12 protein-coding genes are annotated in these 17,663 nt (G+C 55.2%); 4 read left to right on the forward strand and 8 right to left on the reverse strand.

Features of this window, described 5'->3' with window-relative positions; all coding sequences use genetic code 11:
• Nucleotides 1-235 precede the first annotated feature (235 nt).
• Nucleotides 236-1,459, forward strand: coding sequence for a methyl-accepting chemotaxis protein (locus EPZ47_RS12285; protein WP_406550165.1), 1,224 nt, complete (start codon nucleotides 236-238; stop codon nucleotides 1,457-1,459).
• A gap of 174 nt (nucleotides 1,460-1,633) precedes the next feature.
• On the opposite strand, the gene EPZ47_RS12290 is transcribed toward EPZ47_RS12285, so the two are convergent.
• From EPZ47_RS12290 to EPZ47_RS30415, 3 genes are all read right to left on the reverse strand, one after another.
• Nucleotides 1,634-1,870 carry a DUF2789 family protein gene (locus tag EPZ47_RS12290; RefSeq protein ID WP_135845010.1) on the reverse strand — a complete coding sequence of 79 codons (237 nt, stop codon included), beginning with the start codon at nucleotides 1,868-1,870 and terminating at the stop codon, nucleotides 1,634-1,636.
• A gap of 87 nt (nucleotides 1,871-1,957) precedes the next feature.
• Complete coding sequence (locus EPZ47_RS12295) at nucleotides 1,958-2,188, reverse strand: hypothetical protein (RefSeq protein ID WP_135845011.1); 231 nt, start codon at nucleotides 2,186-2,188, stop codon at nucleotides 1,958-1,960.
• Nucleotides 2,189-2,320: 132 nt separating this feature from the next.
• Complete coding sequence (locus tag EPZ47_RS30415; protein WP_135845012.1) at nucleotides 2,321-2,557, reverse strand: hypothetical protein; 237 nt, start codon at nucleotides 2,555-2,557, stop codon at nucleotides 2,321-2,323.
• 427 nt (nucleotides 2,558-2,984) lie between these two features.
• Between EPZ47_RS30415 and EPZ47_RS12305 the strand changes: the two genes are divergently transcribed.
• The 3 genes from EPZ47_RS12305 (at nucleotide 2,985) to EPZ47_RS12315 (ending at nucleotide 5,204) form a co-directional block, all read left to right on the forward strand.
• Entirely contained in the window at nucleotides 2,985-3,434 is a 450-nt protein-coding gene (locus EPZ47_RS12305) for a hypothetical protein (protein ID WP_135845013.1), read from the forward strand.
• A gap of 180 nt (nucleotides 3,435-3,614) precedes the next feature.
• Entirely contained in the window at nucleotides 3,615-4,625 is a 1,011-nt protein-coding gene (locus EPZ47_RS12310) for an ABC transporter substrate-binding protein (RefSeq protein WP_135845014.1), read from the forward strand.
• A gap of 141 nt (nucleotides 4,626-4,766) precedes the next feature.
• Entirely contained in the window at nucleotides 4,767-5,204 is a 438-nt protein-coding gene (locus EPZ47_RS12315) for a DUF3995 domain-containing protein (protein WP_135845015.1), read from the forward strand.
• A 67-nt stretch (nucleotides 5,205-5,271) separates the two neighbouring features.
• On the opposite strand, the gene EPZ47_RS12320 is transcribed toward EPZ47_RS12315, so the two are convergent.
• The 5 genes from EPZ47_RS12320 to EPZ47_RS12340 form a co-directional block, all read right to left on the reverse strand.
• The gene (locus EPZ47_RS12320) at nucleotides 5,272-11,358 is read right to left on the reverse strand and encodes a calcium-binding protein (protein ID WP_135845016.1); all 6,087 of its coding nucleotides are present in this window, start codon (nucleotides 11,356-11,358) and stop codon (nucleotides 5,272-5,274) included.
• A 54-nt stretch (nucleotides 11,359-11,412) separates the two neighbouring features.
• Nucleotides 11,413-11,847: a hypothetical protein gene (locus tag EPZ47_RS12325; protein ID WP_135845017.1), complete on the reverse strand. Its 435-nt coding sequence runs from the start codon at nucleotides 11,845-11,847 to the stop codon at nucleotides 11,413-11,415.
• 570 nt (nucleotides 11,848-12,417) lie between these two features.
• A complete protein-coding gene (locus tag EPZ47_RS12330; RefSeq protein ID WP_135845018.1) occupies nucleotides 12,418-13,827 on the reverse strand; it encodes an HlyD family type I secretion periplasmic adaptor subunit in 1,410 nt (469 codons plus the stop codon).
• Nucleotides 13,828-13,850: 23 nt separating this feature from the next.
• Nucleotides 13,851-15,986: a type I secretion system permease/ATPase gene (locus EPZ47_RS12335; protein ID WP_135845019.1), complete on the reverse strand. Its 2,136-nt coding sequence runs from the start codon at nucleotides 15,984-15,986 to the stop codon at nucleotides 13,851-13,853.
• 140 nt (nucleotides 15,987-16,126) lie between these two features.
• On the reverse strand, nucleotides 16,127-17,539 hold the full coding sequence (locus tag EPZ47_RS12340; protein WP_135845020.1) for a TolC family outer membrane protein: 1,413 nt from the start codon (nucleotides 17,537-17,539) through the stop codon (nucleotides 16,127-16,129).
• Between the last annotated feature and the right edge of the window lie 124 nt (nucleotides 17,540-17,663).

The raw sequence follows: 17,663 nt of genomic DNA on the forward strand, positions 1-17,663 counted from the left end.
CCTGCCGCTGGTGATGCTTATCGTCTGGCTGCCGCGCCTGCGTTCTCGCCTGGCCGCCGTGCCTGAACCGGCAGAGGGCGTCGGCAGCTTGGCCGAGCTGACTCGCGACCTGTCCTACACCACCAGCCATAACGCGTTGTCGGCGGCCGGAGTCGCCTATTCGGTCAAGCAATTGGCCGGCAAGGTCCAGTCGCAACTCGACGCCGCCGCGCAGATCGTCAGCAATGCCGAATCGATGATCGCCACCGAACAAGCCACCTCACAACTCAGCCAGCAGGCCCTGAGCGCCGCCAGTGAAGCTCATCGCAGCAGCGTGGCCGGGCGCAGCGAACTGGTGGAGTCCATCAGCCGTATGCACCAGCTTAGCCAGCGCGCCAACGACAGCCGCGAGTTGATCGAGGCCTTGAGCGTGCGCAGTGATGAAATCCAACGGGTCAGCCTGGTGATTCAGTCCATCGCCAGCCAGACCAACCTGCTGGCGCTGAACGCGGCCATCGAGGCGGCACGGGCCGGTGAGCATGGTCGTGGGTTCGCGGTGGTGGCCGATGAAGTACGCGGCCTGGCCGGGCGCACGGCTGCGGCGACCGGCGAAGTGGGGGTGATGGTGGCGGACATCCAGCAGCGCACCGCCCAGGTGGTGGAACAGATCCGTCAATTGGCCAGTGACCTGGACAGCGGTGTGCAGCAGGTCGAACACACCGGCCAGCACCTGGAAAACATTGCCCGGCTCGCGGCGGGTGTGGAAACTCAGGTCAGCGCCATCGCCCAGGGCACCGACACCAATCGTGAGCAACTCGACAGCCTGTTCCATGCCATCGAGCAGATGCGCGGCGACCTGTCCATCAGCGACCAGCAGACTCAGCGCCTCGCCGAGGCGGCGGTGCAGATGGAAGGCCAGGCCGAAACCATCAGCGAACGCCTGGCCGAGGTGGGCCTGGACGACTATCACCAACGGGTCTATGACCTGGCACGGGAAGGGGCGAGCCAGATCGCCGCGCAATTCGAGGCCGATATCGACCAGGGCCGGGTCAGCCTGGAGGATCTGTTCGACCGTAGCTACCAGCCTATCCCCAACACCCAGCCGGCCAAATACCAGACCCGTTTCGACCGCTACACCGATCAGGTGCTGCCGGCGATCCAGGAGCCATTGCTTGCCCGCCACGAAGGCCTGGTGTTTGCGATTGCCTGCACCCAGCAAGGTTATGTGCCGACTCACAACAAGGTCTTCAGCCAGCCGCTGACCGGCGACCCGCAGGTGGACACGCTGAACAACCGCACCAAGCGCAAATTTTCCGATCGCACCGGGATCCGCTGCGGCAGCCACCAACAGCCGGTGCTGCTCCAGACCTACACCCGCGACACGGGTGAGTTGATGCACGACCTTTCCGTACCGATCATGCTCAAGGGGCGGCATTGGGGTGGTTTGCGCTTGGGCTACAAACCCGAGAAACCGCGCTAGGCCTCAACGCCACTGAGTGGCAAAGGCGCTTTTGTGGCGAGGAAATTATCTGTGGGAGCAAGGCTTGCCCGCGATGAAGGCGACGCGGTCTCATGAGGGATCGAGGCGCCTGTATCGCGAGCAAGCTTTGCTCCCACCAATCCCCTAGCCACAGGGGACTCATGGTTCTTGGCGCTACTTACCGCCGTGCAGGCGCACGTTCAGTTCGTCTACCAACAGAGCTTCTTCGCCGTCGGCGCGCATCCATTCCTTGAGCAGGGCTTTCTGGTGTGGTGCCAAGAAATCGGCTTCCACCAGCTTAATCTCCGGCGCCAGCGGGTGCGCCATGATGAAATCGTCGATGGCTTTGCCGTCCGAGGGCAGGCCTAGTTGGTCGAACAGGGTATTGAGTTCGTAGGATGGCTGTTCCATGGGGGACTCCTTTGAGCGGGCGCCGTCGTGGCGCCTCGGTGGCTTCCCTCTATCTGAGGCAAGCGCTCGTCAGGAGTTCGATCGGACTCAGGCTTTCAAGGCCCCTTCATCCACCGCGGCCTTCAAGGCCTTGGCCACTTCCCTGGCGGCCTCGGCAGCGATCTCCGACGTCTTGAACCAGCGGTCCTTTTCCACTTGGTGGCAGCTGACAGCGGTCAGGGGCGGTTTGGCGCGCATCACGATGACGGCCTGGAACTCGCCTTCAACCTCTCTGGCTTCGCCCCGGATAAAAAATTCGCCGATATCAAATTCCGTCACGTCGCGCCTTCTCTTCAAAAGTCATATTGTTGGTGCGCGATCCGTCGATGGGAGACGGTCTTCGCGGGCAGGCAGTATGGCAGCAGTTGCCTGTCGGCGGCTGAGTTAAGTCATGGACGGGCGTATATGAGCTCAGGCACTGCGTTCGAGACGCCTGGCCAGGTAGCAGGCTTCGTTATGATCGGTCCGGAATCCTCTTACGCGTCCCGTCGAAGTTTCTTCAATATGAAAGAAACACTTGCCGGCCAGGACGACCCGGTAGCGCGGTTGAATCAACGAAACGGGGAGGCAATCGACCCCGTCGAACCTGTCGTGTGTCTCCACGATGCAGGGGGGGGCTGGTTGGGTCTGGGTTGTGAAAGTGGCCATGCGAATTCCTTTTCTATGGTTTACCGACGAATTGTCGAGTACTTCGGGTAGTCTCCACGCCTGCGACTGCTCTAGAATCCGCAGTGCCGTGGGGACGGTTGTGCCTATCTAAAGCAATTTTTTTTGGGCTCGATGTCAGAAAAATGCTTTTTTAAGTGGGAAATTTCCCTAAAGTTAGTAGTCCGATCTTTTCCGATGCTCAGAGTGGCGTTTTCCTTCAGCCTCTGACGCCTTCCGGGAAAGACGGCGAGAGCGGCAATCCTTTAGTCTCCTCTCGCTCCGGGACAGGGCGCGCCGTTCACTTCGAATTTCAGTTTCAGGTCCATTGCGACACTACAGTCGGCACGGGTTCTCGTGGTCCGTCCTTTTCAGAGGGCGGACCGTTTTCAAAGATGGGGATGTTTCCTTGGCAGTAAGTAATCTCGACATGCATGCGTTATTTGTACTTGGTGACCTGCGGGCAAAACTGGTCAAACAATTCCAGTCACGTTTCGTCTACATCACCGAGCAGACCGCCGAAGGTATTTATGTCGCCGAAATCGACACCGAATCGGCCCTGGTGGTCGATGACAAGCCCAGGCTCGAACTCAAGGTCGGCGATCATTTTCGCGCAGCGGTGTTGCCCAGTCGTGAAGGCGGCAAGTTTGAAATCAAGTTTCGCGAAATCAAGCTGACGGTCTATGGCCTTGGGGACTACGCGTTCGTCACGACCCCCGCCGGTCACGCGATCCTGTTCAAGGAAGGCCATAGCGTGGTGACGGTGTTCGCGGCCAATGAACAGCTGCAGGAAGGCCTGACCAAGACCCTGAAGGCGGTCACCGCCAAAGCCGCCAAGTGGCGCAAGGGCGAGCTGGTGACGTTCAAGGCCAGCGAGTGAGGCAGGCAGCGCCGCTGACCGCCAGGTTCGCTGGGGCTTCGGTCGCCCAGGACCGGTAACGGTTTTAACGAAATATCGCTGGAACCTCGGCTACAGTCAGTTGACTGAACTATTCAGAGGCTTGCGTTCGGTTGCGCAGGGCCGTTCAGCTATGGCTGTGTCTGGCACGAGGTACAACGCATGAAACGAGTTCGACAGTGGTTGGCTGCCTGGGCCACCTTCGCTGTGTTGGTTTCGCCACTCCCGGCGTCAGCCGCTGCAGCGCCGATCCACTTCGCTGACTTGAACTGGGAAAGCGGCAGCCTGATCACCGATATCCTGCGGATCATCGTCGAAAAGGGCTATGGGCTTGCGACCGACACATTGCCGGGTACCACCATTACCCTGGAAACCGCCCTGGCCAATAACGACATACAGGTGATCGGTGAAGAGTGGGCCGGGCGCAGCCCGGTGTGGGTCAAGGCCGAGGCCGAAGGCAAGGTGATTGCCCTGGGCGATACGGTCAAGGGGGCGACCGAAGGCTGGTGGGTGCCGGAATACGTGATCAAGGGCGACCCGGCCAAGGGCATCAAGCCCCTGGCACCGGACCTGCGCAGCGTTGAAGACCTGGCGCGCTACAAGCACGTGTTCAAGGACCCGGAAAGCCCCGACAAGGGGCGCTTCCTCAACAGCCCCATCGGCTGGACGTCCGAAGTGGTCAACAAACAGAAACTCAAGGCCTATGGCCTGTCCGGCAGCTATGTGAATTTCCGCAGCGGCTCGGGGGCGGCGCTGGATGCGGAAATCAGCTCGTCGATCCGCCGGGGCAAGCCGATCCTGTTTTATTACTGGTCGCCCACGCCGTTGCTCGGACGTTTCAAGCTGGTGCAACTGCAAGAGCCGCCGTTCGATGCGGAGGCCTGGAAAACCCTGACCGACGCCGACAACCCCAACCCGAAGCCGACCCGTTCACTGGCCTCGAAGTTGTCGATTGGCGTCTCCGCGCCGTTCCAGAAGCAATACCCGGACATTGCCGAGTTCTTCAGCAAGGTCGACCTGCCTATCGAACCGTTGAACAAGGCCCTGGCCGAGATGAGCGAAAAGCACACGCCACCGCGCGAAGCCGCCGAGGCGTTCCTCAAGGCCCATCCACAGGTCTGGCAGGCCTGGTTGCCCAAGGATGTGGCCGATAAGGTCTCCGCGGGCCTGTAGGAGGGCTTGGATGCCAGCAGGTTGAACACTTGATCCTGGGCAATGAGTGATTCTCTGGAATCTGGCAATCTGCGCCGGTCCCAGCGAAATGCCAAATTCCAGCTAGGATGATTGTTCAACCTTTTTCAAGGAGGCTGGCGAATGACGCTTTTATTAGCACGGACGCTGGTCGCAGTGTTTGCGACCATCAGCTTGATTCATTTGTATTGGGCCCTGGGTGGGCGATGGGCAGCCCTGGCGGTGGTGCCTCAGGTGCCAGTGAAGCAAGGGGGGGCGTTGCGACCGGCGTTCGACCCCTCGGGCTGGCTGACCTTGTTGGTGGCTCTGGCGCTGCTGATGATTGCGCTGCTGGTGTGCCTACGAGTCGGCCTGCTGGCGCAGCCGGTCACCCATCGGGCATTGCAATGGCTGATCAGCGCGATCGCCTTGCTGATGTTCGCCCGGGCCATTGGCGAGTCGGAGCTGGTGGGCTTCTTCAAGGAGGTCAAGGGCTCGACTTTCGCCAGGCTCGACACCTGGGTCTATTCGCCGTTGTGCGTGGTGCTTGGGGCTGGGTTGTTGACGGTGGCGTGGGCTTGAGTCACTCAGTTACTAGCTAAACAGGGTTGCTACAGGTCTCTGTAACAACCCTGGGTCTTTGTATCTTTCATGTAGCAGGGGTGGTCAACCAACTGCTGTTCACGGTTGCCAGTAAAGACGCATCCGAGATCACACCGGAGGTTTTCGGATCGAATCCAGGATGGCTAGCGCTAAATCCAGCCATGGCTTGAACCAATTGATCCACTTGAGCACCCAGCACATAGCCAGAACTACTTCCCCCCAGCGCAATTTTTTCAAGTTTGCTGACGGAAGCGTCGTACCAACCCTGAACGGTGATATCGGTATCACTGCCCAGCAATTGGACACGCAGATCATTGCCAGATCGAGCGAACCACAATGATTGTCGAGTTTCATTGTCGATCTGAAGTTCCCCCCGTACTCCGCCGATACCATTGACGACAGTGTCATGTCCCTTGCCTCTGGCAGTGACATAACGGTCATAGCCACCACCACCGCTCAGAAGATCGTTACCTGCGCCACCTTGAAGACGATTTGCGCCTGCATCGCCGGACAAGATGTCGTCATACGCCGAGCCCAAGACATTCTCAATTCCCGTCAGGCGATCAACCCCACCATAACCATTACTCGCGGTACCTTTCGATAGGTCAACAAGGACGCCTGAAGGTGCGCCGTCATAGCTGACGGTATCCACGCCTTCACCGCCGTTCAGCGTGTTTTTTCCACCTTTACCAGACAGCATATCCGCACCGGCACCACCATTGAGTACGTTGTCCCGGCTGTCACCGCTCAGACGATCGGCGAAGGCACTTCCCGTCAGGTTTTGCACATGGGTGAATCCGTCGAAATCACGTGGTGTTAGCGAGTCCAGCGATACGTCGATCCCTCGCACCAATTTTGAATAATCCACAGTGCTGACCCCAAGCAGATTGTCATACAGCGATAGGTTGTTCAGGTTCAGGCCGGTCAACGTGAGCAGTGGCCCCCCTGTCGCATAGGAAACACGTGCCTGTGTGGAGGCATCTTGGTCAAGATAGGCGGTTGTTAAGCCAGCGCTGAGCAGCAACCTGTCGCCTCCAAGTCCGGCTTGGAAGTTTTTAACTAGGTGACCTTTCGCTCCAGCGATATCGGTGAACAGTAAAGTGTCACGGCCTGCGCCGCCCGTTAGACCTTGGTTGCTCCCGGCTCCGGAAATTAACAGGCTTCCTGCCGCAGAGGCCGTCGCTGCAGCATTAGTGCCGGACAGAAACCGAACATCGGTATATCCCAGTATCGAGCCCAGCGCCGTTTTGTAGGTTTGCATGCTGGCATTGGCTGCCGCATAGGCGTCCTGCGCTGCTGCCTGCGCAAACAGGATTGCAGCTGCCTTGTTCTTATCAGTAGCCGAAGCCCAGTCATAGCGGGTGGTGGTGATGACATCAACCCAGGTTCCGACGTTAGGATTCAAAACATTGGTCGGAATAAATCGTTTTGTGGTCGTCGTACTGTTAGCCGGCAAGATACTGCCCAAACGATCACGGTTCCGAGTGATGAGCAAAGAGGCTTCGGATAATCGGGAAAGTGCATCCTGATAAAGGACCACCGTACGCCCCAAACCTTGTTCAAAGGCGCTCGCTGCAGTCCCGGCCAACTGGGCTGTTGACAGGTTTTTCGTGTCGTTGGCCTTTACCGCTTGCTCCAGTGCCGATTGCCGAGCTGTTGCGCTTGAGGCGACGGCCTGCCCCGCGGTAACTGCCGTAGAAAGTGAGCTGGTAATAGCGGTCAGGTCTGTGATGGAAGCACCGACCGCGCCAACACCTCGCTCAAGCTTTTCAGCAGGAGTGGAAGTCGATGACGGTGAAGAAATATCTATCGTTTTTTGAATATAGAAAGCATCGGCGTTCAGGGCCGTTATTCGCTGAAAGCTTGTGACATAGCTTGGCCGTCCCAATAGCGGGTTTGTAGAGTTCCAATCTCTTGGCGTAGAAACGATATATGTCTGAGCGTCCTGGCTGGTCTGATAGCGGTAGGTGTTCTGATTCGGGTTCAGGAAAACCGAGGAAACCTGGGCAGCTAAACTGCGGATTGAGGTGATCTTGGTGCTCAGAGCAGTCACCGCCGTCGTCGCTGTGTTGACAGCTGTGCCAGCCAGCCCCTTGCCTTGAGTGACGCTTCCCGATTCAAAAGTGCGCTTTGTTTCCAAGGCTACGCTGGACACCGAAGGCACCAGGGGGATTTCTACCTGAGCGGTGAAATACCCCGCCAATGAGGGGGCTCGGCCCGCAGTACTGGGATTTAGCGGATCGAAGGTGGGATTGGCCTGTTTCCAGGCTTGTTGCGTCGCAATGGCAAGTTCCACCCCATTGCTGCCCAGCTTGAGACCACTATCCAGTTCGATGGCCGCCAACTTGCGATAGTCCGCGGCAAACCAGTCTTGGACCGTAACCCGATCATGGCTGCCGAGTACCGTCAGCACCAGATTATTGCCTTCACGCGATAACCAGAGATCGCTGGCCTTGATGCCCGCGCGCAATTTCAAGATGGAGCTGGGGCTAGCATTGCCGGAGACGCCGTTGAACACCGTATCCTGACCATCGCCGCGGTCGAAGACAAAAACGTCATTACCACCAGCGCCTTCAAGGCGATCATTGCCACGGCCACCTGTCAGTACGTTGTTCGTTGAGGAGCCTGTCAGTATGTCGCGCCAGGTAGATCCTGCGAGATTTTCAATGTTGTATAACGTGCTGCCGAAGCTGTCCTTACCAGTGGAAAGGTTCGCGATGACGCTACCTGTAGCGTCGGCGTAACTAACTTGATCAACACCGCCACCGCCATCAAGCCAGTAGCCTTGACCTTTAATTACCAACGTATCGTTTGCGGTACCACCTCTGAGCACCGACGCCCAGTCACCGCCGATCAATGTATCGCCGAGGTTTGAAGCCGTGATCTCATTGACATGCACTTGGCCGTCGTTGAGTGAGTTACCTTGCAAACTACGTACGCCAGCCTGATTGAAACCGGCAAAGGAGAGGGCGCGAACGCCGCTGAAGTTAGCAAATAGGTTGAGGCTTTGGGCTGTGACACCCAACAAATCAACATAGCGTTGCCCGTCGGCTGCGCTAACCCGAAGGCCGCCCTGAATACTGGTAATTGCAGCCGCATTTCCCAGTCCCAGAAGCTGAATTTGGTCGCCGGCACTACCGGCTTGGAACCCCTGCAGGGTGACCTGGCCGCTGGCCTGACTGAGCAGCACATTGTCGACCTTGCTGTTGAGCACAAATCGCTGTGCTCCCTGGCCTGCCAGGACCAGATTGTAGCCATTGCCCAACGTAACCGTCCCACCGCTAACCCCTGTGTAGGCTTTGGCATAACCAGCCGATTGGGCAAAGGCCCCCAAGGACGCATCTACACCGATTTTTAGGTCCCTGAACAATTGCAGCACCGCCGTATAAGCAGTGAAGGTGTCCGCTGCAAAACCGGAGTCTTGAGGAGAAAAGAATGTGTAGCCACCAGGCAAATGTCCGGTATAGGACTGATTGATCGGAACCAGGTTGTTCAGTCCGCCACGCAGCGCTTCTAACTGCGCAGCATAGGTCGCCCAAGCGCCCACAGTATTCAAATAGGATGTCGCGGCTGCACCCCATGCCGTTGCGGCTGTCTGAGCTTGGGCCTGAGCCGCGGCGCGACTGTCAGCTGTTGATACCGCGTTGGCCACCTGAGCAGCACTTTGCGCCCGAGCGAGCGCGCTGGCCCCAGCGTCGACTGCTTGCAAGGTCGAGCGCACCGTCGTGTAGTAGGCGCTGCCCTGTTGCATCAACGTCATGACATCCTTCCCAGCAGTATTTCCACGCTGAGTGGCGGGGTTGCTGCCTTCGTAAGTCGTAATGAGCGCCGGATCCTTAGTCTTGATGAGCGGGTTCGCATAACCTTGATAAGTATGTGAACGTGCGCTCGCCATCCAAGTGCGTAACGCGCTCATTAATCCAGTAAAATTTGGCGCATGAGTCGCTAACGCAGCATCAACCCCTCGTGCCTGACCCGCCGCCATAGCGGCGAAGCTTTTGGATGCGTACTCGGCAAAAATCAGAGCTCCTGGATTGATGGGCGAGGTCGTGGGGCTGCTGGAGGTCTGCACGCTCAAGCCGATATCTGCGATGTCCAGGCGCGCCCCGTTGTTGAGTGTGAAACCGGCGGTAGAGTCGATCAGCCCGCCTGCGATCTGTCGGCCATCATGAACCGATGTCAAATCAATGGACTTGATGTTCAGGGCCGCCAAAGTTTTTAGCTCGCCGGCGGTCGAAACACCGTTTTGATCAGCGTCCACCCATACATTCAGTGCGTCAAAATAACTGGTACCAGTAAGCGGATTGATCAGTGCTGTCTCCCGGGAGAACACTGTACTCCCTGACTTCGTCAGCTTAGCCAATGCTTCGAAGCCATTTTTTCCGGCCGGCCCCGTGCTGCCTGGCACGACAAAAGCTTCGCCAAACCATTCGGCAGCGCTATCGATAACACCGTTGCGGTTTGTATCAAAAACCAGGATGCCATTGTCCGCGCCCACCCAACCGACGGGGCGTTTTATCCCATCAGCGTTGAGGTCGAATACCGCGTTACTTTGGGAGGGGGCAACCAGTTTTATTCCATTGCCGGATAAATCCAGCACTAAAGGTAAACGGTGCAATGGTTGGTTGCCGAAACCCAACACTTGAACATTGAAAATGGAGGCGAGCGGGGTACTCCAGCGTTGCTGGGCATTATTGATCGCTTGTTGGATCGCCGCCGCCAAGCTATTCGACAACGTCAAGGAAGCGGGGATAGCCCCGCTCAACGCAATCGGTGCCCAGCGATCAGAAACACCCTCCAATCCCAGGCGCTTTTGCAAATACCTCAAGGATGCCGCATTGTCTGTCCCCGCTGCCACCCCGTCGGCAGCTGTTCCGAGGGTATCTGTGGTTGCAGCTTGTTTGGCCTGAAGTGCTCCAGCCAGAGCTGAGTCGTTTGCTTGGATGGAAGACTTGGAAATGAACGCAGCCAAGTCCGGTTCCGCGCCGGTGAACGTAGTGCCGTTTTGTTTCCAAGTGGTCTTGACTGGCACCCCATCAAAACCGTAGGTCTGCTCTACAGTCAATCCGCCGTTGACATTTTTCCAAGTGACGATGACACCTTCGCTACTTAAGCGATATGTCGCTGACAAGTCGCCATAGCGATTTAGTACAGAGACGTTTTGTTGGCCTATGGTTATTTGAGCTTCTTTGGGAGCATCGATCAGAGTGATCCCTGCAATACTCACTTGAATGCCGTTGCTTCTGTACAAAACAGATGTTGCACTGCCAAACTCGGTTGATGATAGATTGAGTTTAATGTTTCCGTCTGCGTCTAGCTCAACGTTGCCAATGTTGTCAATTGAGATGTTGGTCATGTCGTCAAGCAGAACGTTAAAAGCGTTTTTATCAATGATGTCTGATAGGGTCGATAGTTTTATGCCGAAATAACCAAGGGTGGCATCCAAGCCAAGCGGAGTGAACAGACCCTTGTTGGATGCGTCTATTGTTATTTTTAATAATCCTGACAGCGTGGCTTCATCTACTCTTTCCTGCCAGCGGGAAAAAACTTCAGAGGTATTTGTGAACTGAGCTTGTTTTGAAAGATATTCTGATTCGTAGTTTTGTCGGCTGACTTCTGTGGCAGTTTCAAGAAATTGAGCGGAGCTACTCAGTCCGCCAGTTCGATTGCCCCACATGGCCAATTCGGCAACAAATTGCAAATCCAAGCCGTTTCGATCCAAACCACCAGGACCATTTGGGTTCTTGCTGGCGGCGTCTAGGGCAAGATTTACATAGCGTTCAATAATAGTAAGTTGCTGCTCATCCGCAGCGTCGACTAAGCTGGTATGTGCCGATAACGCTTTGTCCACCATGGCCCGCTCAGTGCTGCTTAGCTGCAGATTTTGGCTGGCTTTTGAATATAGACTGTCCGCCTGTGCCGAGGTTAGAGCACCCAAACTAACTTCAGCATCCAAGATGTTTCGGAAGGCAGTCCGAGCTATAGAGTTATTACCTACATCATTTTGAAGGGCGCCGAAGGATAATCCGCTATTTCCAGTGGATAGTACGGACACATAGGGACTAGTGTTGCCAATCTCTGAACTGGATACTGATTTCTTAATGAAATCTCGTAACTGCTGATTATCGAGCATAAGCCCACCTCAAATGTATATCGATTTGACTAGGACGGTAGTTTGAATGCAAGCCTATCCACCGTAGCAGTTCTCGTAAATGGCTTTAACTTTCCACTGATCCGTATCGGTGAACTCATTTAGCATCGAAAAATATCCCACCATCATATCGTTGCAAACGAAAACTTTTTCTGCGATTTGATTGTGTTTATAAGTGCAGACGCTACCAAAGCTATGGTTTCCATTTGCAACGCCAACAGGAAAGTCATAGATGTCAGAGCAATTTTTTATAGCTCCCGCGTAGCCTTTGCGCTTCAAGCTTTCATTGAATGATTCTGTGCGTTTAATAATCGTTTTTGGGTCTTCTATCGTTCTCACGACTGACTCGTTCCCCTTCCACTCGACTTCTCGAGAGAAAACACCAATGGAAAATCCTGAAAGAATAAAAAATGCAATTAATAAATAGCGTATGCTGACTCTCGCTGCAGAGGGTTTGTATGCTTCATCCATTTCTGTAATCTCGTGTTCTAAAAGCGGGACGGCATGGGAAGGTACTAGATATTTTGGAGTGAATATTTTTGCTTTGTCTGGGAAGGCAGTTTTCCATGTTGTGCCTGAAGTGGGTTGCTCCCTCCTTGGCTCCAAGGTCCATGTAGTAGGGATCGCTAGCTTTAATGTCTACTGTAAGTTGGTGCGTTTCGGGTTGGAAAGTGACGCGAGTTCTTAGTCCAGTGGCGTTGGTGTCTGGATAATTGCCCGTCTCTAGTATTCCGTTGTGAGCCTCTGATCTAGTAATGGTTGCGTCCCATTTGGGGTTTTTAACGGATAGTTCTTGAACGGTTTTTTGTGCGCATGAAATAACTTCCTGAGCCGACACCCGCGAATCTGTCTCCCAGCTTGTCCGTGAATGTGGCTCGACTAGGCTGCAACCGCTTAGCGCCAGTCCATATGTCAGCCAAACACTTGCCATAGGGAAAAAAGAAACTCTCATAGACAGACCTATTTTGTGAACGCACACAGAAGACTGTTTTCGAAACCGAAGACCGAACCTGCTCGTGGAGAAAAACTCATGCTGGCTCCTTAACGCTCTCTCAAGCTCTCATCAATATGCTGCTGCAAGGGGCTCAAAAAGTAATCGAGCACTCGACGCTGATCGGTTTTCACTTCGGCCGTGACAGACATCCCCGGCGACAACGCTACGCTTTGCCCGTTGATGATGAGGCTGTTGGTTTTGAGGCGAATACGGCTGCTGTAGATAGGTCCGCGTTTTTCGTCCTCGATAGCGTCATTGGAGACGCTGAGTACTTCACCCTCGACGGTTCCGTAGCGAGTAAACGTAAAGGTTTCTACTTTTACGGTGACTGCTTGGCCGGCGCGGACAAAACCAACGTCTTTGTTTTCCAGCATCGCCTCTACTTCCACGGGCTGATCCATAGGGACGATGACCATCAGGGCTTGCGCGGGAGTGACGACACCGCCCACCGTATGTACGGCAAGCTGTTGTACGGTGCCTGCCACTGAAGCCTTAAGCTGGGTCAAGGTCTCTTGGTAATGCGCCTTCGCTAGCTGCTGAACCAGGCTTGCTTCTTTTTGGCTAGCTTCCTGTTGCAGATCAAGCATGGCTCGCCGGGTTTGGGCCACCACACCTTCGCGGCGGCGCCGGGCTTCATTTTGTGCCGCAGTGGACTGCGCCACGCTTGCCTGTTGCACGCTGAGTTGTCGTAATACATCCAGACGAGCCTGCTCTTTTTGCAGATATTCGTGACGCGCCACGTACTGCTGGGTGAGCAAGCGTTCATAGTCCTCAGCCAGTCGAGTGGCGATCGGCAGGGTCGTGCGTAAATTCGACACCTGAACCTGGGCCGCCTGGATATCTGCACTGCGTTGAAGAATCTCGGCATCTGCCAGTTCGAGCTGACTTCTGTACTCCTGATATTGCCCTTGTAACCATCGCTGAGTGGCAAGGAGCTGATCCGCATTTGCCTCTTGCAGGCTTTCATGCGGAAGCCTTGGTTCCTGCGGATGGTTAATGGCTTCTAACATGGCGGTACTGCGAGCCTGATCAATGCGCGCGGCCAGCAAGTCGCTTTGAAGGCGCCGAACCTCTGCACCCGCCGAAGTGGGGTCCAGTTCAATTAATACCTCACCAACACTGACAAGCTGGCCGTCGCTGACATGAATCGCTTTGACCACGGCTGTTTCACTGGACTGGACGAGCTTGGTTTTCCCGCTAGGAACAATTTTTCCAGGGGCGACGGCCACCACCTCGATCTTTCCAAAATACGCCCAAGACAGTGCTAGAACAGCAAACACAATGATGGCCCAGATTAAAATTCTGGGAGCTGGGTGGGAGGGGCTTTCTTGCAGCGTCAAAGCCGCCGGCAAAAACTGCAATTCATGGGGCAAACGCTTTGGCGGTTCCATACGTTTGCGCTGTCGCCAGGATTCACCCCAGACTTGTCGATACCGTTGTAACAGTGCCAAGTCCATTTCTACCGACTCCTTGCCTGCACTCAACTCTGCTGCATGCGGTGTAAGCGTGAATAATGCCCCGCTTGGTGGGCCAGCAACTCGAGATGGGTACCTTGCTCAACGATCTGCCCGCGATCCACTACAAGAATACGGTGGGCGTCGCGTACTGCTGACAGCCGGTGGGCAATGATGATCACCGTGCGACCAGCACAAATACTTTGCATGTTCTGTTGAATGACCCGCTCTGATTCATAATCCAGAGCACTGGTGGCTTCGTCGAAAATCAGAATGCGTGGATTGCCGATCAACGCCCGAGCAATAGCGATCCGTTGCCGCTGGCCGCCGGAGAGCGAAGCACCATGTTCACCGACTTCAGTGTCGTAGCCTTCCGGTAGCTCGAGGATAAATTCGTGCGCGCCGGCCATTTTGGCGGCATGCATGACGTTCTCTAGTGGGCAGCCAGGGTCAGTCAATGCGATGTTTTCACGGATGCTGCGGTTGAACAGCATGTTGTCCTGAAGTACTACGCCGATCTGTCGGCGTAATGACGACACGTCGGCCAGCGCCAGATCCATGCCATCAACTAGCACGCGTCCACGCTCCGGGACATAAAGCCTCTGTAACAGGCGTGTCAGAGTGCTTTTTCCTGAGCCTGAACGACCTACGACACCAATTACTTGGCCAGCCTGGATCTGCACACTGACGCCTCGCAAAACCTCTGATCCATCGAGGCGGTAACGGAAATGCACTTGATCAAATTCGATGTGACCCTGAAGTGAGGGTAATGCGCTGCGCGCCGTTTGGGACAGCTCGGTGTGGGTATTGAGGATGTCCCCCAGACGCTGCACTGACACCCCGGTTTGCTGGAAGCTGGTCCATAGCTGGGCAAGACGCATAATTGGTTGGGATACTCGACCGGCCATCATGTTGAAGGCAATTAGCGCACCTACCGTCAATTGACCCTCAATCACCAACCGCGCGCCCATCCAGAGTGTCGCGACGGTCACTAGCTTGCCAATGAAAGACACGCTTTCATTGGCAATCGCCGATAGGTTTTGTGTCTTGAACCCCGCTGCAACGTATCCCGCAATCTGGTCTTCCCATTTGCGTGCCACTTGAGGCTCAACCGCCATGGACTTTAGAGTGTCGATACCATTCACGGTCTCCACCAGAAAAGCCTGATTCTGGGCTCCACGATTGAAACTGTCCTGTAATCGAGCTCGTAGCAGAGGGGTCACAATAAGAGACACCAGGAAATACAGGGGCAGGGATAGTAGGACGATCAATGTTAACCAGGCGCTGTAATAGAACATCACGACGATGAACACTACCGAGAACAACACATCAAGAACGACGGTGATAGCGTTCCCGGTAAGAAAGCTGCGGATGTTTTCCAGTTCACGAACACGCGCTACCGAATCCCCCACACGTCGAGCCTGAAAATACGCCAAGGGCAAGTTCAACAAATGACGAAACAACCGCGAACCTAGTTCTACGTCGATACGGCTGGCGGTATGGGCGAATAGGTAAGTGCGCAGCCCACTCAATGCGGACTCAAACACCATGATCCCCAGTAGACCGATGGCGACGACGTCCAACGTGGTCAGCCCGTGGTGCACCAGGACTTTGTCCATGACCACTTGAAAAAACAGCGGTGTGACCAATGCAAACACTTGTAGTACAAAGGAGACCAGCAGTACTTCGCCTAATAGCTTGCGATATTTGACGATGGCAGGAATGAACCAGGTAAAGTCGAAACGGGAGTTTTCACGCTGTAGGTTCGCATCAGAGCGTACCAGGATCAAAGTGCCCGACCACCGTCCCTGCAACGTTTCCAGCGCTATGATCTCTGCTCGTGCCACACGGGGGTCATGGATAACCGCTTTGCTTTGGTCGACCTTGGCGATAATGAAAAACTCACCGTTATGATCAGTGGCAATCGCGGGAAGAGGGGTATGTTCCAGACGGCTTACAGTCGTCTGTACGGACTTGGCCTTAAGACCTACTCGTTGAGCGGCTAGCAGCATCTCTCGTGAGCTAAAAAGGCCGCCCTCGCTGCAAAACTCATGAGTCAGTTGCTCAGCACTGATAGCAACGTTGTGCAACCGAGCAAGCATGACCAGGCAGATAAGGCCTGTATCTACTGGCGCATCAACGTTTGCTTGTTGTTCATTCATCTCGCGTCCATGCCTACAAAAGTCTGTGGTGAGTCGGATCTCACCCATCCGTTAATAGATGTGTACGCCATACAGATGATGGCTTTATGACGCCTGCGAATTATCGATAGGTCGTCCGCCGGGGCTGGTCTAGCCTTTTGTTAAAAAGGCTTACGGGCATCGGGCGGAAGAAAGTCGCGATCGGCGTTGTAGCTTTTGGTCATATACATGGCCAAGCTCGACAGGTCGGCGGGGCTCAATGTCCCGGCTGTCTGCTTGAGTTTTAATGTGTCGATGATGTAGTCATAACGCGCATTGTTGTATTCCCTGACGGCGTTATAGAGTTGGCGTTGGGCGTTGAGCACGTCGGCTGTGTTGCGTGTTCCCAGTTCCCGACCTACCTGGCTGGCCTTTACCGATGCCTGAGTAGACAGAATGGTCTGCCGACGGGCGATGACTTGTTCAACATCCGAGTTGACCGCACGGTGCAGGTTGCGCACATTCTGCACAACCTCACGGCGCAGGTCTTCTCTCTCATCTTCGCTTTGTGACAGGCGCTCAGTCGTTTCTCGCACTTGCGAGCGTGTTGAGCCGCCCGAGTACAAAGGGATATTCAACTCAATTCCGACACTTCGTTGCGCCACATTACCTTGATAATCGGACCGATTGAAATCGGTGGGATTGCTATAGCCGAAGCTGTCGTTGTCACCTCTGCGGTAGGACACCACCGCATCTAGGGTCGGTGCGAAACCTGCTTTACGTTGACGTTGGACGTGCTCGGCGGCGGCGACCGCAAAGCTGCTCGCCTGCAGTGAAAGGTTTTGCCGTACAGCATTGGTTACCCATGCATTGGCATCATTGGGCTGCGGTGTCTCAATAGGGAGCTGATGCTCGATACCCTCGATCGTCGAATAGTCTTGTCGTGTTAGACGCGATAGGGCCTCGAAGGCGTCGTCAACCTTGCGTTCAGCCAGCTTGCGATTAGCCTGAGCATTATCAAATGCAGCTTGGGCGTCTAGCACGTCTGTGATACTTGCGGCACCATTTTCCAGACGAGACTGAGCTTGCTTCTGTTGTCGCTTAAGAGCCGACTCCTCTGCCTTTGACGCTGCCAGTAAATCCCGTGTGCGCAACACATCAAAATAGGCTTGGGCAGCTTTTAGAATCAGCTCTTGCTCTTTGGCCGAATGCTCCAGCTCCGCCTGATTGGTACTGGCCTGAGCTGCCTCAAGAGCGAACCAGCGATCGAGTCGAAATATGGGTTGATTCAAATTCGCCTGGAAGACCGATTGACTGCGAGTTCGGGTTAATGTCGGGGCGTCACGCTCCAGTCGTACGGACTCAATATTGCCGCCCGCGCTGAGAGTAGGGAGCAAGCCAGCGCGCGCCTGGGGAACAGCTTCACGCTGTGCGGCGACTGCATGTCTGGATGCAGACAAGGTCGCATCGTTGATAACTGCTTGCTGGTATATGCCTAGCAAATCTGCGGTTTTGTCGGATGGATTGGCAGCGGCCCACAGGCAGTTGCACAGCAGACAACTCAAAATGCCGCAGATCCTGGCGGAATAGATCATGGAAGTCCATTTGGTAGGGGGTATTGACCGACTCTGTACACGGCAAAAATTTTCGCCGCCCCCAATATTAAGAATCCATTGTTACCATTTCAGGTGTTGTCGCTGACTCAATCCCTATAAGTAA

This window comes from Pseudomonas viciae (assembly GCF_004786035.1).
Taxonomy (GTDB): domain Bacteria; phylum Pseudomonadota; class Gammaproteobacteria; order Pseudomonadales; family Pseudomonadaceae; genus Aquipseudomonas; species Aquipseudomonas viciae.